This is a genomic window from Roseibaca sp. Y0-43, assembly GCF_020667835.1.
Taxonomy (GTDB): Bacteria; Pseudomonadota; Alphaproteobacteria; order Rhodobacterales; family Rhodobacteraceae; genus Roseinatronobacter.
This window is the reverse complement of record NZ_JAFMPR010000020.1, coordinates 1-15,724: the sequence shown is the minus strand read 5'-3', so window position 1 is coordinate 15,724 and position 15,724 is coordinate 1. Positions and strand designations below refer to the sequence as shown.

Sequence of the window (15,724 nt, the reverse complement as noted above, 5' to 3'; positions counted from 1 at the left end):
TTACAAACGGTCATTTATTGATGGTATGTAAAACTGCAAACGGCCTGTTTTGATGCCCCTGATCGGCTATGCGCGCGTCTCGACCGAAGATCAGACCCCCCTGCCCCAGTCGCAGGCCCTGAAATCCGCGGGCTGCGTCGAGATCCACGAAGAGCAGGCCTCGGGCGGCAACCGTGCACGGCCCGTGCTGGCCCGCGTGCTCGAGCGGATTGGCAAGGGCGATACGCTGGTCGTCGTGCGCATTGATCGTCTGGCGCGATCGCTGTCGCATCTGCTCGAGGTCATCGAGCGGCTGGAGGCGAAAGGTGCCTTTTTTCGCTCGCTGACCGATCCGATCGACACGTCCTCGCCGCAGGGCAAGTTCACCCTGCAAGTTCTCGGCGCCGCGGCCGAGTTCGAGCGCGCCCTGATCCGCGAACGCACCAAGGCGGGGCTGGCCTCGGCGCGCAGCAAGGGTCGGATTGGCGGCAACCCGGGACTGCGCGCCCGCGATCCCGCGGCGCTTCGCAAAGTGCGGCTGGCGAGGCAAGACGGTTACATGGATCGCCTGAACGAGACGGCACAGGACTGGGTACCGCACGTTCGTCGCCTGCGGCCCGACATGGCCTGGGAGGACGTGCTGCGCATCATCAACGCTCCCCTGCCCCATGAACGTCAGTGGACACAAAGCCGATTGCTCCGCGCTGTGAACGCGTATGTGCGGGATGGGTTCTTGGACGAAACCGTGTTGGGCCGTGCCGGTCGCCGCGATACCGACGACCGTTTGCCGGCCATCGTTGCCGGCATCAAGGGCGCAAACCCGGAGATTACGCTGCAAGAAATCTGCAACAGGCTCGAGAAAATGCGGGAGCGGACGCCGCGTGGGCGGACCAGCTGGCAGCCGTCATCCGTGAAGATGCTGTTGGAGCGAGCCGAGAGGCTGGGGCTGCTTGATTGAAGTCGCGGGAATCGCCATGCGATTCTTATGATCTGCAGTCCGTAGGCGTCCACAATACATGTTGTGGCCACGACGCCACGACCCACGAGCTGTTGAAGTACGCTGCGAACAAGGCCACCCAACGCACTGATACTTAATGGTTTTCTCTCGTCAGAAATCAGCCCCTTCAACGCGCATACGCCGCTCAACGGTTTGGGCTGGATTTACTCACCAAAACTGTTAAGGTCTACAAAACAATAAAGACTTGAGGGCAGTCATGAGCGGGATACGAGCCTCTCAAAGATTCGATGTCATGTCCAAGCGGCTTGGTAGCCGGTTGCGAGAACATGCTCAGGAGACTTTTCCACCGGATGCCCAGAAGGGTCTCCGCCGCTTCGCGATGCGGGAAGCGGCAGATCTCCTACGGCTCAACCAGAACACCTTCCGCCACCATGTGTCAAACCTCGAAGGCTTTCCCGAAGGTATACTCGAGGGTGGCAACCGCCGCAGTTTCTCTGCCGAGGAAATGGTCGAGGCCCAACGCGTCCTTCTTGAGACGGGCAGGATTAAGCCCGATGAGCACCCTCACAGAAGAGCCGGCGAACCGTGCCAGGTCGTGACAATCTTCAACCTGAAGGGCGGGTCCGCAAAAACGTCGACCGTAGCTCATGTTGGTCAGCTACTGGGCCTTCGCGGCTATCGGGTCCTGCTTATCGACCTCGACAGCCAGGCAAGTCTGACAAACCTGTTTGGGGTGACTCCTGAACTCGATCCTGACATGCCGACCTCCTACGATCTGATCCGGTCGGAAGGTCCCCTGCCCGCCTCCGAAATCATTCGCAAAACGAACTTTCCGACGGTCGACCTTATCCCCGCCTCCATGGACATCATGGAGTACGAGTTTGAGGTCGCTTTGAGCTTCAGGCACGGAGCCACCACGTTCCATAGCCGGATCCGCGAAGCACTTGAGTCTGTCCTAGACAGATATGACGTGGTGATCTTCGACACCCCGCCGCAGCTGAACTTCTCGGTGATCTCTGCCCTCTTTGCTTCCACCGGGGTCCTGATCCCGCTTAACGCGTCCATGCTTGATGTCATGTCCCTGGCAAGCTTCCTCGGTATGGCAAGCAACCTGATGGGCGTCGTCGAGGCGCATGCTCCGGAGCACGGCCTGAACTTCGTTCGGGTGTTGATCACCCGGTACGAGAACACCGACGGTCCACAGGTCCAGATCTCTTCTCTGCTTCGCACGGTCCTTGGCGATGCGGTCCTCCCTGCCGAGTTCCTTAAGTCGACGGCGGTAGGTGATGCCGCAAACACCCAGCAGAGCATCTTTGAGGTCGAACCTCGCGACGTGAACCGCAGAACATACGAGCGTGCTATCGAGTCCGTTTCACGCGTGACCGACGAAGTCGAACGCGAAATCCTAAAAGCATGGGGGCGTAGCCATGGCGCGTAAGGTCTTCGGAGATTCCCTCAAGAACGCGATGGGCAATGCCGCGACTGCAGAAGAGGACGTGGATCTTGATCTGAAACGTACGAGCCCGACAGTCGCTCGTGCGCAAGCATCCGTGCTCGAGGAAGACAAACACGCCACGCGCCTGATCGACCCGAGCGCCGTGCGGATGTCCGCGGTCATGGACCGTATCGATCCGAGCGATGGCCTCGAGGAACTTGTGTCCTCGATCCGGGAGCATGGGCAAAAGGTTCCCATTCTTGTCCGCCGAACCCAGGATGGCGCACTTGAAATCGTCTATGGGCGCCGCAGGCTTCTCGCCTGTCGTGAGCTTGGTCAGAAGGTGCGGGCCACGGTCATGGAAATGACCGAAGAGGAAGCACTGATCGCCCAAGGCGTGGAGAACAATGCCCGCCAAGACCCCTCGTTCATCGAGAGGGCTTTGTTCGTCGCCGGCATCATTCGAGAACTTGGGAAAACAGAAGAGACGCGCAAGAACGCCCAGACCATCGCCTATCGGGCACTCCAGATCGATGAGTCTCTCGTCTCTCGGATGAACCGTATCGCGACGGGCATTCCGATGGAGCTGATCCAGGCCATCGGACCAGCACATGGCGTTGGTCGGCGGGTCTGGGAGAAGCTTTTCAGGCTGTGCGAGAAGGACGTCTCGAGAGCCAAGGAAGTCGCCCACGAAATCCCCCGTAGCTTGCCTGGCCCAGAGCGGCTTGACGCAGCGGTTACGCTACTCACGGCCACCAAGACAACTCCGCCCAAGGCTGAGCCAGGTGAGCGCGTAAAGATCGGCCGCAAAGGCAATCGCATCACTATCGATGTGGACGCTAATCTTGCCCCACGCGTCGAAGAGGCGGTCCGAAAGCTGATCGGAGAGCTTCTTGACCGCGGTCAAGACGGCCCAAAGTGACGACCCCGTGTCTTGACCGCGGTCAAGACATCAAGAGCAACGAGCAGAAAACGAAAGGAGGAACGGCTAGAAAAGGAAAGACCCCCCGAAAGCGGTGCTTCCGAAGGGCCTCAATCAGTCTCGACACCTGATTGATACCCCCAAAACGAATCGAGTTCAACACCGCTCGCGGTGACCGGGGAAGCTTTTTCTTCCGAAACACCATGAGACATGTCACTCAAGCACGAACCGCCTTGGCGGAACAGGCAGCTATTGCCTGCCCTAACCCCTACCAGCTTCTGGGGCCGGTGCGGGTTCTTCGGAAAGACCTGAACCTCACGAGCAACGACGTCACCGTACTGACAGCGCTCATCAGCTTTCTTCCGCGCGATCAGAGCCCCAACTCTGGTGAAATACAGTGCAAGCTGACCGTTGTGTTTCCTTCCAACGCCTCCTTATCAGAGCGCGCAAACGGCATTGATGAAAGAACGCTTCGCCGCTGCCTCGGGCGCCTTGAGGCTGCCGGACTCATCCAGCGAAAGAGTTCAGCGAACGGGAAACGCTTCCCTCTCCGCTACGGAGGGATCATCAGGGATGCGTTTGGGATCGACTTGGGTCCGTTAATGCAGAGCCACGACGCTCTTGCGGCCAGAGCATCGGAGGTCACGGAAGAGCGTGAACGCCTGCGCTCCCTCAAGGCAGAAGCACTGGCGCTGCGCGCGTCCCTCCTACAGGACGAACAGCTCCATGACGCACGGCGGGCTTCACTGGAAACGATCCGAAACTTGCTTCGTCGAGCAACCCTGACTGCCGACACAGTCTTGCAAATCATCGCTGGTCTCCGTGAGCTCGGAGCCAACGCCAAGCCGAGCTATGGAGAGTGCCACGATTCAAGCACCCGTGCGGACCGAGAGCAGTCGCAAGACCAAACCCTCGGCCGTGAGTGCGCGAGCGAAATGTCCGCCAGGAACGGACAAAATGACCGGCAGATAGAGTCTGTAAAAAAAGAACATATAAAGAAGGACACGCACGTAAAGCAGACCAGCGCTTCCCAAAGCGTTGGAGCACCGACCATGAACCGGGACCCAGCAAAAATGGCATGGACGGACTTTTCACATGTCGCGGACTTCTTCCCAGACCCGCCACGAACAGGCGAGGCCCTCAACCGCGTTCTCTTCGATATCGGTCGATTGCTTAGAATACGCCAAGAAAAACTGATGCGTGGTCTCCAGAAAGCTGGGGCTGGACGGCTTTTGCTGATCTTGGACTACCTGTTGGGAAAGGGCGAAGCGATCAGGCAGCCCGAGGCATACTTTGAAACGATCCTACGCGCATAGAGTATGCAGGTTACACGTCTTGACCGCGGTCAAGACCGACGGCGAGAGGGAAAGGCTGGGGGTTTGAGGGGTGACGGGAAGTGAGATTGGGAGAGTGGCTTCCGACGCCCGTCGTGGAGAAGATCTGATGGCGAAAGCAGCCCAGAACATCACCCTGTCCCCGTCGCGGGATATCCCCTTCAACAAGCTCGTACTGAGCCAGTCCAACGTGCGGCGCATCAAGGCCGGCGTCTCGGTCGAAGAACTGGCCGAGGACATTGCCCGCCGCGGGCTCCTGCAGAGCCTGAACGTCCGGCCCGTGCTCGATGCCGATGGGGTCGAGACCGGCATGTTCGAGATCCCAGCCGGTGGCCGTCGTTTCCAGGCACTGTCGCTCTTGGTGAAGCAGAAGCGCCTTGCCAAGACCGCACCGATCCCCTGCATCGTTCGGGATGCCGTGTCGGAGATCATGGCCGAGGATGACTCGCTGGCAGAAAACATGCAGCGCGTCGCTCTGCACCCGCTCGACCAGTTCCGCGCCTTTGTGGCTTTGCGCGAGAAGGGTCAGGGCGAGGAAGCGATCGCGGCGGCCTTCTTCGTGACGCCGCAGATCGTCAAGCAGCGCCTGAAGCTCGCCTCCGTGGCCCCTGCCCTGCTCGAGGTCTATGCCGAGGACGGCATGACGTTGGAACAGCTGATGGCCTTCACCGTGAACCCGGATCATGCGCGTCAGGAGCAGGTCTGGGATGCGGTGAAGAACTCCTGGAACAAGGAACCCTATGCCATCCGGCGCATGCTCACGGAGACCTCGGTCCGGACCTCGGATCGTCGCGCGGTCTTCGTCGGGGTCGATGCCTATGAGGCCGCCGGCGGTGTCGTGCTGCGCGATCTCTTCCAGGGCGATGACGGTGGCTGGCTCGAGGACCCTGCCCTGCTCGACCGGCTGGTTTCGGAGAAGCTCCAGGTCGAAGCCGAGGCGCTGGCCTCCGAGGGCTGGAAGTGGATCGAGGTGGCGACCGACCTGTCCTATGGTTACAGCCACGGTCTGCGACGTCTGGCCGGTGATCCCGCGCCGATGACCGTCGAGGAAAGCGCGGCCCACGCGACGCTTCTCGCCGAGTATCGGGCGCTGGAAGAGGAATACTCCGGCCAGGACGAATACCCCGAGGAGATCGATGCCCGGCTCGGTCAGCTCGAGATGGCGATGGAGGCGCTCGAACAGCGGCCGCTGACCTACGATCCAGTCGAGATCGGGTGCGCGGGCGTCTTCGTCACGCTGGACCGGGACGGCAGCCTTGCCATCTATCGTGGCTATGTCCGGCCCGAAGACGAGCCGCGCGAGGAGTCCGCGGTCCAAAATTCCGATGGCGCGGATGTCCTGGGGCAGGGGGGTGATGCCAGTGTTTCCAGCTGGAATCCGTTGGCGACCTCTGTCGGCGGCACCGTCATCACTTCGGGTGGTCAGCCGATCGGCGCGGATGCGTCCGATGAGGAAGATGACGGTGCGCTGAAGCCGTTGCCCGAGCGGCTGGTCATGGAACTGACCGCCCATCGGACCCTCGCGCTGCGTGAGGCCATCGGGCGGTCGCCAGACGTCGCGCTGACGCTCCTGCTCCTGAAGCTGGTGACGGACACCTTCCGCACCTCCTCTGCCACGGGCAGCTGCCTCGAAGCCTCGGTGCGCCACGTCTACATGTCCGCGCAGGCACCCGATCTGAAGGACAGCGTCGTCGCAAAGCTGGTCGATGAGCGTCACGCGGCCTGGGAGGCTGATCTGCCTCTCGGTGATGATGCCGCGCTCTGGGACTATCTCACGGTCCTCGACCAGGGCAGCCGTCTGGCCCTCCTGGCGCATTGCCTCAGCTTCGGGGTCAACGCGCTCCATGAGAAGGTGAACCCCTATGGTGCAGGCATTTCTGCCAGCGGCCTGACCCGCCGCATGTCCCACGCCGATCTGGTGGCCCGCGCGGTCGATCTCGACATGGTCGAGGCTGGCTGGGAGCCGACGGTCGACGGTTACCTCAACCGCGTGCCCAAGGCCCGCATCCTCGAGGCCGTACGCGAGGCGAAGGGCGAGGGGACCGCGCAGCTGCTCGATCACCTCAAGAAGGGCGAGATGGCCACGGAGGCCGAGCGGCTTCTCAAGGGCAGCGGTTGGTTGCCCGAGGTCCTGCGTCGTGCTGATCTGGCGGTGGACGACGGCGAAGAGATTGCAGAAGGGCAGGAGGAGCACGCGGGCCAGCCCGAGGATGTCGATCTTCCGGCTTTCCTGACGGCCGATCTGCGGGAGACCGCCGCGTCGATGCTGGCCGCAGAGTGATTTGAGCCATCCGGGGGCGGGGAAACCCGCCCTCACCCCCACAAAATACTGCAATATCAATATGTTGAATGCGAACGCTCGCATTCGAGATGAGGAATCATGTCTCCAACAACCATCATCGACTCAGCCCCTCTGGGGGCGCTGATCCGCTATACCGACGGTAGTCCCAAGCCGCCGGCCCGGTTCACCAAGAAGCTCGCCGCTTGGGAGCGTTCGAACGGCATTGGCCGTCTGGTGAAGAAGGAGCCGCCCCGGGTCTATCCGACCTGCACCGCTCCGGCCTCCTTCACGCTCCATGAGGGCAACTTCTCCTCCGACGGGGTGATCCTTGTCACGATCATGCGCAGCCATTCGGCGGACAGCCGTCTGATCTTCGAAGTGGCCGAGGCACCGAAGGCCGGGCAGGTGCGTGTGCTCCTCGACTTCGGGGGCAATACCGAGCTGCTGCATCTGGCCGAGTCCGTCACCGCGGCCGAGCTATGGATTGCGCGGGAGGGCTATCGCAACGCGCGGCTGGAAATCGTCGGTGCCGAGGACAGCGATAGGGCAGGGGGCGCGGACCTGGCCGCCTGAGCCCTGACAATGCGTGTGGGGCCTGCCGAAGGGTGGGCCTCTCACCGACCAAGAACCTCGTCCCGCGATATCGCGGGGCGCCAGAGGATCCATCCCCCAAGACGGAGGTCTTCAACCAAGAGCCTGCCCGGGAGGCTGGCGGCGTTCCAGGCATCGGCGGGACAACAGGCTCCAGTCGTCAGGGCACCATCCCCCGCTCGCCATTCCCTTCCTTGCCCCGAATCCCGTCTTCGAGATCAACCCGCAAAGGGGTCGGACTACGGGGCAAGCCCGTGCCGCCGGGTGGATTCGGGCGAGCCGAACGCACCCGGTGATGTCAGCCAGTCTTCGGGCCTGTGGGGTCCTGTCGCGCGGGGGATGGTCCCCCGCCTCCAAGACAGGAGCCAAACAGATGTCCCGCAAAGATGCTCACGCCTTCGCCGCCTCCCTCGCCGCTACGCTCATGGTCTCGATCGTCGTCTTCCAGGCCGGTGATGGAACCTTTGGCGCTGTCCCCGCCGATGAAATCGACGGCGACGAAGTCGTGATCGTTTCGGAATACGATCCCTTCGGATGAGGCTTAGGCCTCACCTTGTAACGGCTCGGGCACGGCGCTGGCGCGCCTCCGGGCCTATCGGGCCCCATCGGAAGGTTTCTTCGTAGAACCACGCTAAGGAAGAACGAAGCATAAACATGGCTTATGGCGTGGTGTTTCTGATCACCTTGTAAGCTGTTGATCTGCCTATGCCGAGGTGTTTTGCGGCCTGGGCGACGGATTTTCCGGCGCTGACGAGATCTTGAAGGGCTGAGATTGTCTCGGGCTGCAATGGCGGCCGCCCCGGGTTGCGGCCATGCTTTCGAGCGTTGATCAGGCCGTCTTTGGTGCGCTCTGAGATCAGGCGGCGCTCGAAATGCGCAATGGCCCCGAAGACGTGGAATACGAGTTCGCCAGCGGCGGATGTCGTGTCGATCCGCTCCTCAAGGCTGATCAGATTGATCTCTCTGGCCTTGAGGTCATCGACGGATTCCAGAAGCTCTTTGAGCGAGCGGCCCAAGCGATCTAGGCGGATGACAGCGAGAGTATCGTTGGGCCTGGCCTGATCAAGCAAGGCCGCCAGACCGGGCCGGTTGAACGTCTTGCCGGAGATCACGTCTTCGAACACGCGAATGGCACCGTGTTGCAGCAGTCGGTCTTTTTGGCCGGACAGGTCTTGGTCGGCGGTTGAGACCCTTGCGTATCCGAGGATGTCGCCGGTGCGTGGCATGGTGTCTCCAAAACGACCGTTTTGTAGCCTGACTTCACGTGATCGCTGTGATCCTGAATTGGCGCAGCAAATCTGTCTTTTTATTGGTCTCTATAATATTCGAGGTCTTCAAACTTGCAACTACGTTTTGAGGACACTTTATGGCCCGCCGACTACTTTCTTCCCGCGCGCATGCAGACCTCTTCGAGGTGCTGACGGATCCTGATGCTTTGATCCGCCATTATCTGCTGAGCCGGGACGACATTGACCTGATCCGTACCCGACGTCGCGCCGAAAACCTCCTTGGTGTCGCGGTGCATATTTGTCTGCTGCGCTACCCGGGCTTCGGGTGGAGCGACGGCATCATGCCGCCAGCGGAACTGATCGCTTGGCTTGCTGAACAGCTTCAGGTGGAGGCCTGTACTCTCGACGATTATGCCATCAGGCGGAATACGCGGCACGAACATCATGCCCTCGCGATGCGCCACTTGGGGCTTTCCCCTTTCGGACCTGAACATGTGCAGCAAGCGGAGGATATCGCCACGATGGCGGCCTTCGCGACGGATCACGGCGTGAAGATTGTTGAGACGCTGGTTGCGGAGCTGCGCAAGCAGCATCTGGTGTTACCGAGCGTGGACACGCTTGAGCGTCTTGCCCTGAAAGGGCGGGCACGCGCCCGGCGCGAGGCTGCCGCAGCGCTGTTTGATGCTCTCTCTCCGGGTCAACGTGTCCAGTTGCAGGCGCTCTTGGTCAACGATCCATCTGTTGGGCAAACGCGGCTCACGTGGCTGCGTGGCTATCCGCATTCCGCCAGCCCGGCCAGCATGACCGCGCTTCTGGATCGCCTGAAATATCTGCGATCGCTGAACATGCCGCCAAACCTTGGGCACGGCCTCCACCCTGACCGGCTGCTCAAGTTCGCGCGCGAGGGCGCTGTGGCGCCTGTGAGCTTGCTGAACGATTTTGGTGAACGGCGGCGGATCGCTACGGTCGCGGCGCAGATGGCGGATTTATCCATCACGCTCACCGATGCGACGATCGCCATGTTCGAGCGACTGACCGGCCAGCTCTTCTCAAGATCCCGCAATCGCCAGGAGGAGGTCTGGCGTATGGGCAAGACCAAGGTTGGCAAGCTGATGCAGCTCTTCGGCGCGTCCATTGATGCCATGGCCCGCGCACAAGATTTGGGGCAAGATCCCTTTGCTGCGTTGGATGCGGATGTCGGGTGGGAAACGCTCTTGGGCAAGCGTGACGAAATCGCTGGCTTTGGAGAGCTGGCAACCAGTGATCCGCTCGCTCTGGCGGCTGAGCGCTATGCCTATATGCGCAAGTTTGCCCCGGCCTTCCTTGAAGCGTTCGAGTTCAATGCCACCGATGCGGGGGATGACCTCAAGGAGGCAATTGCCTTGCTGCGCGACCAAAACCGCACAGGCAAACGCAAGTTGCCCGACGATCCTCCCATGCCGTTCGCGGCCAAGCATTGGCCATCGCTGATCATTCAGGATGGTCAGCCACAACGGCGCGTGTACGAGACTGCGGTTGTGTCAACCTTGCGAGAGCGCCTGCGCGCCGGGGATGTCTGGGTTGACGGCAGTCGTGATTATCGCCGGTTCGACAGCTACCTGAAGCCCCGGGACAAAGCCGAAATCATCATGCGGGACGCGGGATTCGAAACCGATCCAGACGCATGGTTGTCTGACCGGCGGGCTACGCTGGCGAAACGCCTTGAGCAAGTTGACCGCGCCCTGAAGCGCAATGCGCTCCCTGGTGTCCGCATTGAACACGGGCGGTTGAAGATTACGCCGCATGACGCGGTCACACCGCCCGCAGCGATGCGTTTGGAACGGGCGATCGATGCCGTGATGCCGCGCATCCGCATCACGGAGTTGCTCTGGGAGGTGAATGCGCAGACCGGGTTCCTTGATGCCTTCACCGACCTGCGGTCTGGCAAGCAGCACGATGAACCCGCCGCCGTTCTGGCCACGATCCTGGCCGGGGCCACCAATCTTGGTCTCGAGCGGATGGCGCATGCCTCATCGCGCGTCAGCCATGCGCAGCTGACCTGGGCGCAGACATGGTACCTTCGGCCGGAGACATTCGCGGATGCCTTGGGCCGTATCGTCGACGCCCATCATGGCCTGCCCTTTGCGCAGTACTGGGGCGCGGTGGAGCACAGCTCATCGGATGGGCAGTTCTTCGCTGCCAATCGTGGCAGTGGGCTCATCAACGCCAAATATGGACCCGATCCCGGCCTGAAGATCTACTCCTTCTTGTCGGGTCAGTACGGATCGTTCCATTCCAGTGTCATCGGGGCGACCGCAGGCGAAGCCCCCTTCGTGCTTGATGGCCTCCTGAGCAATCCGGCCAGCTTCGACCCTCTTGTGCATTACACAGATACCGGTGGCGTATCGGACCACGTCTTCGCCCTGTTCCATCTCTTGGGGATGACATTCGCCCCGCGCTTGCGCGACTTTCCCGACCGGCGGCTGGCATGCTTCGGAAGCGCGAAGGCGTGGCCCACCCTGTCATCCCTCATCGGGAAGCCCATCAACGAAGAAGTGATCCGGCAGCATTGGGGTGACATCATGCGTCTCGCCGCCAGCATCCGCGACAAGTCTCTCAAACCGTCTGAAATCCTGCGCAAGCTTGGAGCGTACCGCCAGCAAAACCGGCTCTACCTTGCCTTGGGTGAAATCGGCCGGATCGAGCGCACACTCTTCATGCTCGACTGGATCGAAAACGCCGACCTGCGCATGGAATGCCACGCAGGCCTCAACAAGGGTGAAGCGCGACACTCGCTGGCTCGGGCCGTCTTTGCCCACTCACAAGGGCGCATTCATGATCGCTCTGATGCCGCCCAACAGAAGCGGGCCATGGCGCTCAACCTCGTCATCGCCGCCATCACGTTCTGGAATACGATCTACATGGACAAGGCCGCCAGCCACCTCGCGCAGACCACCCAGATCTACGACGTCAAGCTGCTTCCTCACACATCGCCCCTCGGGTGGGAGCACGTCATTCTATCCGGTGACTTCGATTGGCATTCTGGAGCCGCAGACCGCAAAATTGCGCGACCACTGAACATCAGGCCAGCCAGAGACTGGGGAACCTGATTGTGTTCGCTGAAAGTTCTTCCTTAGCGTGGTTCTACGAAGAAACCTTCCGATGGGGCCACGATGCGTTCGAGGGGAAGACGGTAGTCATTGAAGCTGTTTGTCCGGCCTTCTTTGGCATGAAGCTGATTAAGGCCTGCAGTGTCACAAGATCATTTGGTGTCAAACCGAGTTCTTTGCGAAGCGTTCGGATCGGCTCGATGACCCTGTACGGGTTCGTACAGGGTACAGGAGATCCTTCCGCCAAGGCGGGTGTGTGAGAAAATACCTGTCTCATGATGATGTCGGCTGAAAAAGCTTCCCCGTTCACCGCGAACAGTGTTGAAAACGATTCGGCTTCGGGGTATCAATCAGGTGTCTAAGCTAATCGAGGCCCTTCGGAAGCACTGCTTTCGGGGGGTCTTTCCTTTTCTGGCCTGTCCTCCTTTCTGCTCACTTTTCGTTATCGTCTATGTCAGGACCGTCAATATCCTGATCCCTGCCGGAGACTGGGTTACCTATGGGTTCCATTTTCTCTGGGGTAATGATCTGCCCCGGACCAGCGGTCTTCGCGTTCGCCAACGCGAGAAGAGCGGCCTCTGGATTCTCAGAGATCCACTTATGAAGCCCGTCATCTCTGTTCTTGACGGTGATGATCACGTTTCTCTTGGTGACCTTCACCATCCCGAGTTTTGTCTGGATTGCGGATGGGGCAGGGGGTTTGTGCTGTTTCAGGAGCCCTTCGAAGACCGCAAAGCGTTCGTCGGAGGTCTTGCCTGAACCTCTGGATTTCATGAGAACATCATGGAATTCTCGGTTTCCGGCCGGAAACCCTTCATCTCCAGAGAAGCCAAGGCTCTCATAAGACTTTGCGGCAGCATACCAACGATCCCGTCCAACCCCGGGTGCCGCCCCGATCTTTTGGATGAGTTCAGTCGGAATACAGGAAGTGACTTGTTTCATGCGAGCAAGTCCCGTGAGCTTGTCACCGGCTTTCCTGGCTTTCTGATCGATGTTGAGGGCGTCACAGACCAGCCCCTCATCCTTGCCGGACTCTATGAGAGAACGTGCAAACAGGGCTTTCTCGATCCAGCTGAGGTCTTTTCGGAAGCTGTTCTCTTGGCCTTGTGCAAGAATCGCTTGATCCTCATCCAAGCCTCTGATGAGAGCCTTTGCGGGCTTGCCGATAAGTCGAAGGGCCGCTAATCGCCTGCGCCCATAGATGATCCTGTATCGCCCCCCTTCGGGGCTCAGAAGTATCGGGATAAGCTGTCCCTGCTTGTCAATGCTTTCAGCCAGTTCCCTGATGTCATCTTCGTCATCCAGGGCCAGACGATCCTGGAACTCGGAATCATCAATAAGGTCGGTACTGATTTCTTGAATTGAAGATTGTGCCGCATCCTGAAGAGAACGGGCCATTCCCGAAAGGGCAGGGGCTCGTGACTGGGTTCGAGTCGGAGAAATCGACGAGTTCTCCTGCTTTTCTTCATCCTCGGGAATGTCGAATGTGACTTTGCGGGCCATTACTTGCGCCCCCATGCCGTTTTGATGAGCCCTTCGACCTCTGCCACAACCCCGTTGATGGACTCGATAGCCCGATCGTACGTCTGGCGATGAAAATCCGTTCTGGCGATCTCGAACAGTGTCTGTTGCGTGAGCCCAGCGTCAGAGACTGCGGAGGATTTCAGGAAAGGCTGTGTAAGAACGTCATCCGTGAACATGGTCCGCAGGAATGCCGCCATCTGGGTTTGGGGGCCGTCATTGGGCTCGAAACGAGTGATTAGAAACCTCATGAAGTCCCAGTCGGGCGATGCGCCCACATCAGCAATTGTTGCCATGAGGCTGGATGTGAGCTGCAGGAATTGGGCCATCGAGGCGACGTCAAGCATGCTTGGAATGACAGTGACGACTAGGGATGTCGACGCTACCAAAGCTGATAGTGTGGTAAACCCGAGTTGGGGTGGGCAGTCGATGACGACAATGTCGTAGTCTGTCTCGACTTCATTAATGCAAAGGGCAAGCCGCTGATAGAACGGCGGCCTGATATTGTTTCGAAGGGCGTGTGCGGTTTCGGTCTCGAACTCAGAGAGCAGCAAGCCGGCCGCAGCTAGATCGAGGTTGTGGAAATACGTTTTGCGCACAACGTCTCTAAAGGGGATAGGGTCCTCGTACCGTAGGGCATCGTACACCGTTCCGGCTTCAGGGAAGTCGATTTCCGGCCGGAAACCGAACATGGTGGTCATTGAGGCTTGCGGGTCGAGATCGATTGCCAGAACTCGATAACCGTCAAGGGCGAGCTTTTGGGCCAAATGGATCGCCGTTGTCGTCTTTCCGGCGCCCCCTTTGAAGTTGGCGATCGAAATGATCTGTATATGCTCCCCTTCCCGACGACGAGGAACGATATGCTGGAACTTGGTGCTTGACCGGGCAATTTCGTGGCGCGCTATGTCGATCTGCTCTGCAGTGTAGAACCTGCGGCCGCGGGCATCCGTCTCGATGTCACCGAGATCGAGCTTGTCCTCGAAGAACATCTTCCGCAGAAAATCTTGGCTTACCCCGAGGATCTGAGCAACCTCCGTGGATGAGAACCGTCTGAGAGCCTTTCGTTCATCAGGTAGAAACGACTTGCGCATATTCACATCAAGCGACTTGCTTAGACGTGTCGCCATCGTTTGGATCTTTTGATCCATTCTGATCCGCTGCTCGTTCATGCCCGTCCCACCGCCCGTCTTTCGGATCTATCTTGAGAAGGAACGCAAAACCGCCGGAAACTGATGGTTAGCGTTCTTCCGCAAAAATGTCAGGAAAGCGTTTGACAGGCAAGGATTTTTTCAAATAGTGGGCCGGTACCCGATGAAATCATTTATTTACAATGACTTATCTTATTTCGAGGCTCCAGCGCGTCAAGTGCTTGTGTCGCTGCCATCTCTTAAACGCAAGATGTACCCGATTCACATAGGCGGTTTTGCTTCCAAAGAACGAATCTGAGTCTCTTAAATCATTCCCAGCTTCTCGGCCCGCTGCAACAGCATCTTCACCGACGAAGGCTGCCAGCTTGTCCGCCCGCGGGGCGTGCGCTCGCGCATCGCCTCCAGGCGGGTGCAGATCGCCTGAAGCGTGATGTCGGGATCCGCGCCCTTGATGGCGGCGATGATGGCGGGGAGGCGGTCGTCGGTTTCGCGGCGGCTGGCGCGGCCGAGCACCATGTCGGGCAGGAAACCGTCTCGAACATAGGCGTTTACGGCGCGCAGCAGGCGGCTTTCGGTCCAGCGACGCGCCTCGGGCAGGGGGCCGTTGATGATGCGCACCACGTCTTCCCAGGCCAAGTTGGGGCGCAACCGGCGCACATGGGGCACCCAATCTTGTGCCCTTTCGTTCAGACGCTCCATGTAGCCGTCCTGTCGCGCCAGCCGCACTTTGCGAAGAGCAGCAGGGTCTTTGGCCCGCAGCCCAGGGTTCCCGCCCACGCGGCCCTTTGTGCGCGCGCTGGCGAGGCCGGCCTTGGTGCGTTCCCGGATCAGGGCGCGTTCGAACTCGGCTGCGGCCCCCAGCACTTGCAACGTGAACTTGCCCTGCGGGGATCCGGTGTCGATGGGGTCCTCGATCGAGCGAAAGAACGCACCCTTGGCCTCCAGCTGCTCGATGACCTCCAGCAGATGCGACAGCGACCGCGCCAGCCGATCGATCCGAACGACGACCAGCGTGTCACCCTTGCCGATGCGTTCCAATACCCGCACAAGCACCGGCCGCGCACGATTGCCGCCTGAGGCCTGTTCTTCATGGATCTCTGCGCAGCCTGCGGATTTCAGGGCCTGCGACTGGGGCAGGGGGGTCTGATCCTCGGTCGAGACCCGGGCATAACCTATCAGGGGCATCAAAACAGTCTTTTTGCAGTTTCATATATCGCTAATAAACGACCGTTTGTAA

The 15,724-nt window shown here is 59.9% G+C and carries 13 protein-coding genes; 8 read left to right on the top strand and 5 right to left on the bottom strand.

Going from position 1 to position 15,724, the window contains the following annotated elements; all coding sequences use genetic code 11:
- The first annotated feature begins 52 nt into the window (after positions 1-52).
- The 7 genes from J1C52_RS14615 (at position 53) to J1C52_RS14585 (ending at position 8,038) form a co-directional block, all read left to right on the top strand.
- Positions 53-937, top strand: a complete 885-nt coding sequence (locus J1C52_RS14615) for a recombinase family protein (RefSeq protein WP_123644097.1) — start codon at positions 53-55, stop codon at positions 935-937.
- A 292-nt stretch (positions 938-1,229) separates the two neighbouring features.
- Complete coding sequence (gene repA / locus J1C52_RS14610) at positions 1,230-2,375, top strand: plasmid partitioning protein RepA (protein ID WP_227428670.1); 1,146 nt, start codon at positions 1,230-1,232, stop codon at positions 2,373-2,375.
- Positions 2,365-3,294, top strand: a complete 930-nt coding sequence (locus J1C52_RS14605) for a ParB/RepB/Spo0J family partition protein (protein ID WP_227428669.1) — start codon at positions 2,365-2,367, stop codon at positions 3,292-3,294. Before repA (J1C52_RS14610) ends, J1C52_RS14605 begins: the two co-directional genes overlap by 11 nt.
- A 203-nt stretch (positions 3,295-3,497) precedes the next feature.
- On the top strand, positions 3,498-4,610 hold the full coding sequence (locus J1C52_RS14600) for a helix-turn-helix domain-containing protein (RefSeq protein WP_227428668.1): 1,113 nt from the start codon (positions 3,498-3,500) through the stop codon (positions 4,608-4,610).
- A gap of 127 nt (positions 4,611-4,737) precedes the next feature.
- A complete protein-coding gene (locus J1C52_RS14595) occupies positions 4,738-6,909 on the top strand; it encodes a ParB/RepB/Spo0J family partition protein (protein ID WP_227428667.1) in 2,172 nt (723 codons plus the stop codon).
- A gap of 99 nt (positions 6,910-7,008) precedes the next feature.
- Entirely contained in the window at positions 7,009-7,482 is a 474-nt protein-coding gene (locus J1C52_RS14590) for a hypothetical protein (protein ID WP_227428666.1), read from the top strand.
- Positions 7,483-7,873: 391 nt separating this feature from the next.
- Entirely contained in the window at positions 7,874-8,038 is a 165-nt protein-coding gene (locus J1C52_RS14585; protein WP_007803240.1) for a hypothetical protein, read from the top strand.
- Between the two features lie 121 nt (positions 8,039-8,159).
- On the opposite strand, the gene J1C52_RS14580 is transcribed toward J1C52_RS14585, so the two are convergent.
- Positions 8,160-8,726, bottom strand: a complete 567-nt coding sequence (locus J1C52_RS14580) for a recombinase family protein (RefSeq protein ID WP_227428665.1) — start codon at positions 8,724-8,726, stop codon at positions 8,160-8,162.
- Between the two features lie 140 nt (positions 8,727-8,866).
- On the opposite strand from J1C52_RS14580, the gene J1C52_RS14575 reads away from it, so the two are divergent.
- A complete protein-coding gene (locus J1C52_RS14575; protein WP_227428664.1) occupies positions 8,867-11,818 on the top strand; it encodes a Tn3 family transposase in 2,952 nt (983 codons plus the stop codon).
- 34 nt (positions 11,819-11,852) lie between these two features.
- Here the strand turns inward: J1C52_RS14575 and J1C52_RS14570 are convergent, their stop codons facing one another.
- From J1C52_RS14570 to J1C52_RS14555, 4 genes are all read right to left on the bottom strand, one after another.
- Positions 11,853-12,095: a helix-turn-helix domain-containing protein gene (locus tag J1C52_RS14570; protein ID WP_227428663.1), complete on the bottom strand. Its 243-nt coding sequence runs from the start codon at positions 12,093-12,095 to the stop codon at positions 11,853-11,855.
- Between the two features lie 155 nt (positions 12,096-12,250).
- Positions 12,251-13,321 (bottom strand): plasmid partitioning protein RepB, encoded by a 1,071-nt coding sequence (gene repB, locus J1C52_RS14565; protein WP_227428662.1) that lies wholly within the window; start codon positions 13,319-13,321, stop codon positions 12,251-12,253.
- The gene (gene repA / locus J1C52_RS14560) at positions 13,321-14,508 is read right to left on the bottom strand and encodes a plasmid partitioning protein RepA (RefSeq protein WP_037239335.1); all 1,188 of its coding nucleotides are present in this window, start codon (positions 14,506-14,508) and stop codon (positions 13,321-13,323) included. Before repA (J1C52_RS14560) ends, repB begins: the two co-directional genes overlap by 1 nt.
- A 282-nt stretch (positions 14,509-14,790) precedes the next feature.
- Complete coding sequence (locus J1C52_RS14555; protein WP_227428661.1) at positions 14,791-15,672, bottom strand: recombinase family protein; 882 nt, start codon at positions 15,670-15,672, stop codon at positions 14,791-14,793.
- Positions 15,673-15,724: the final 52 nt, after the last annotated feature.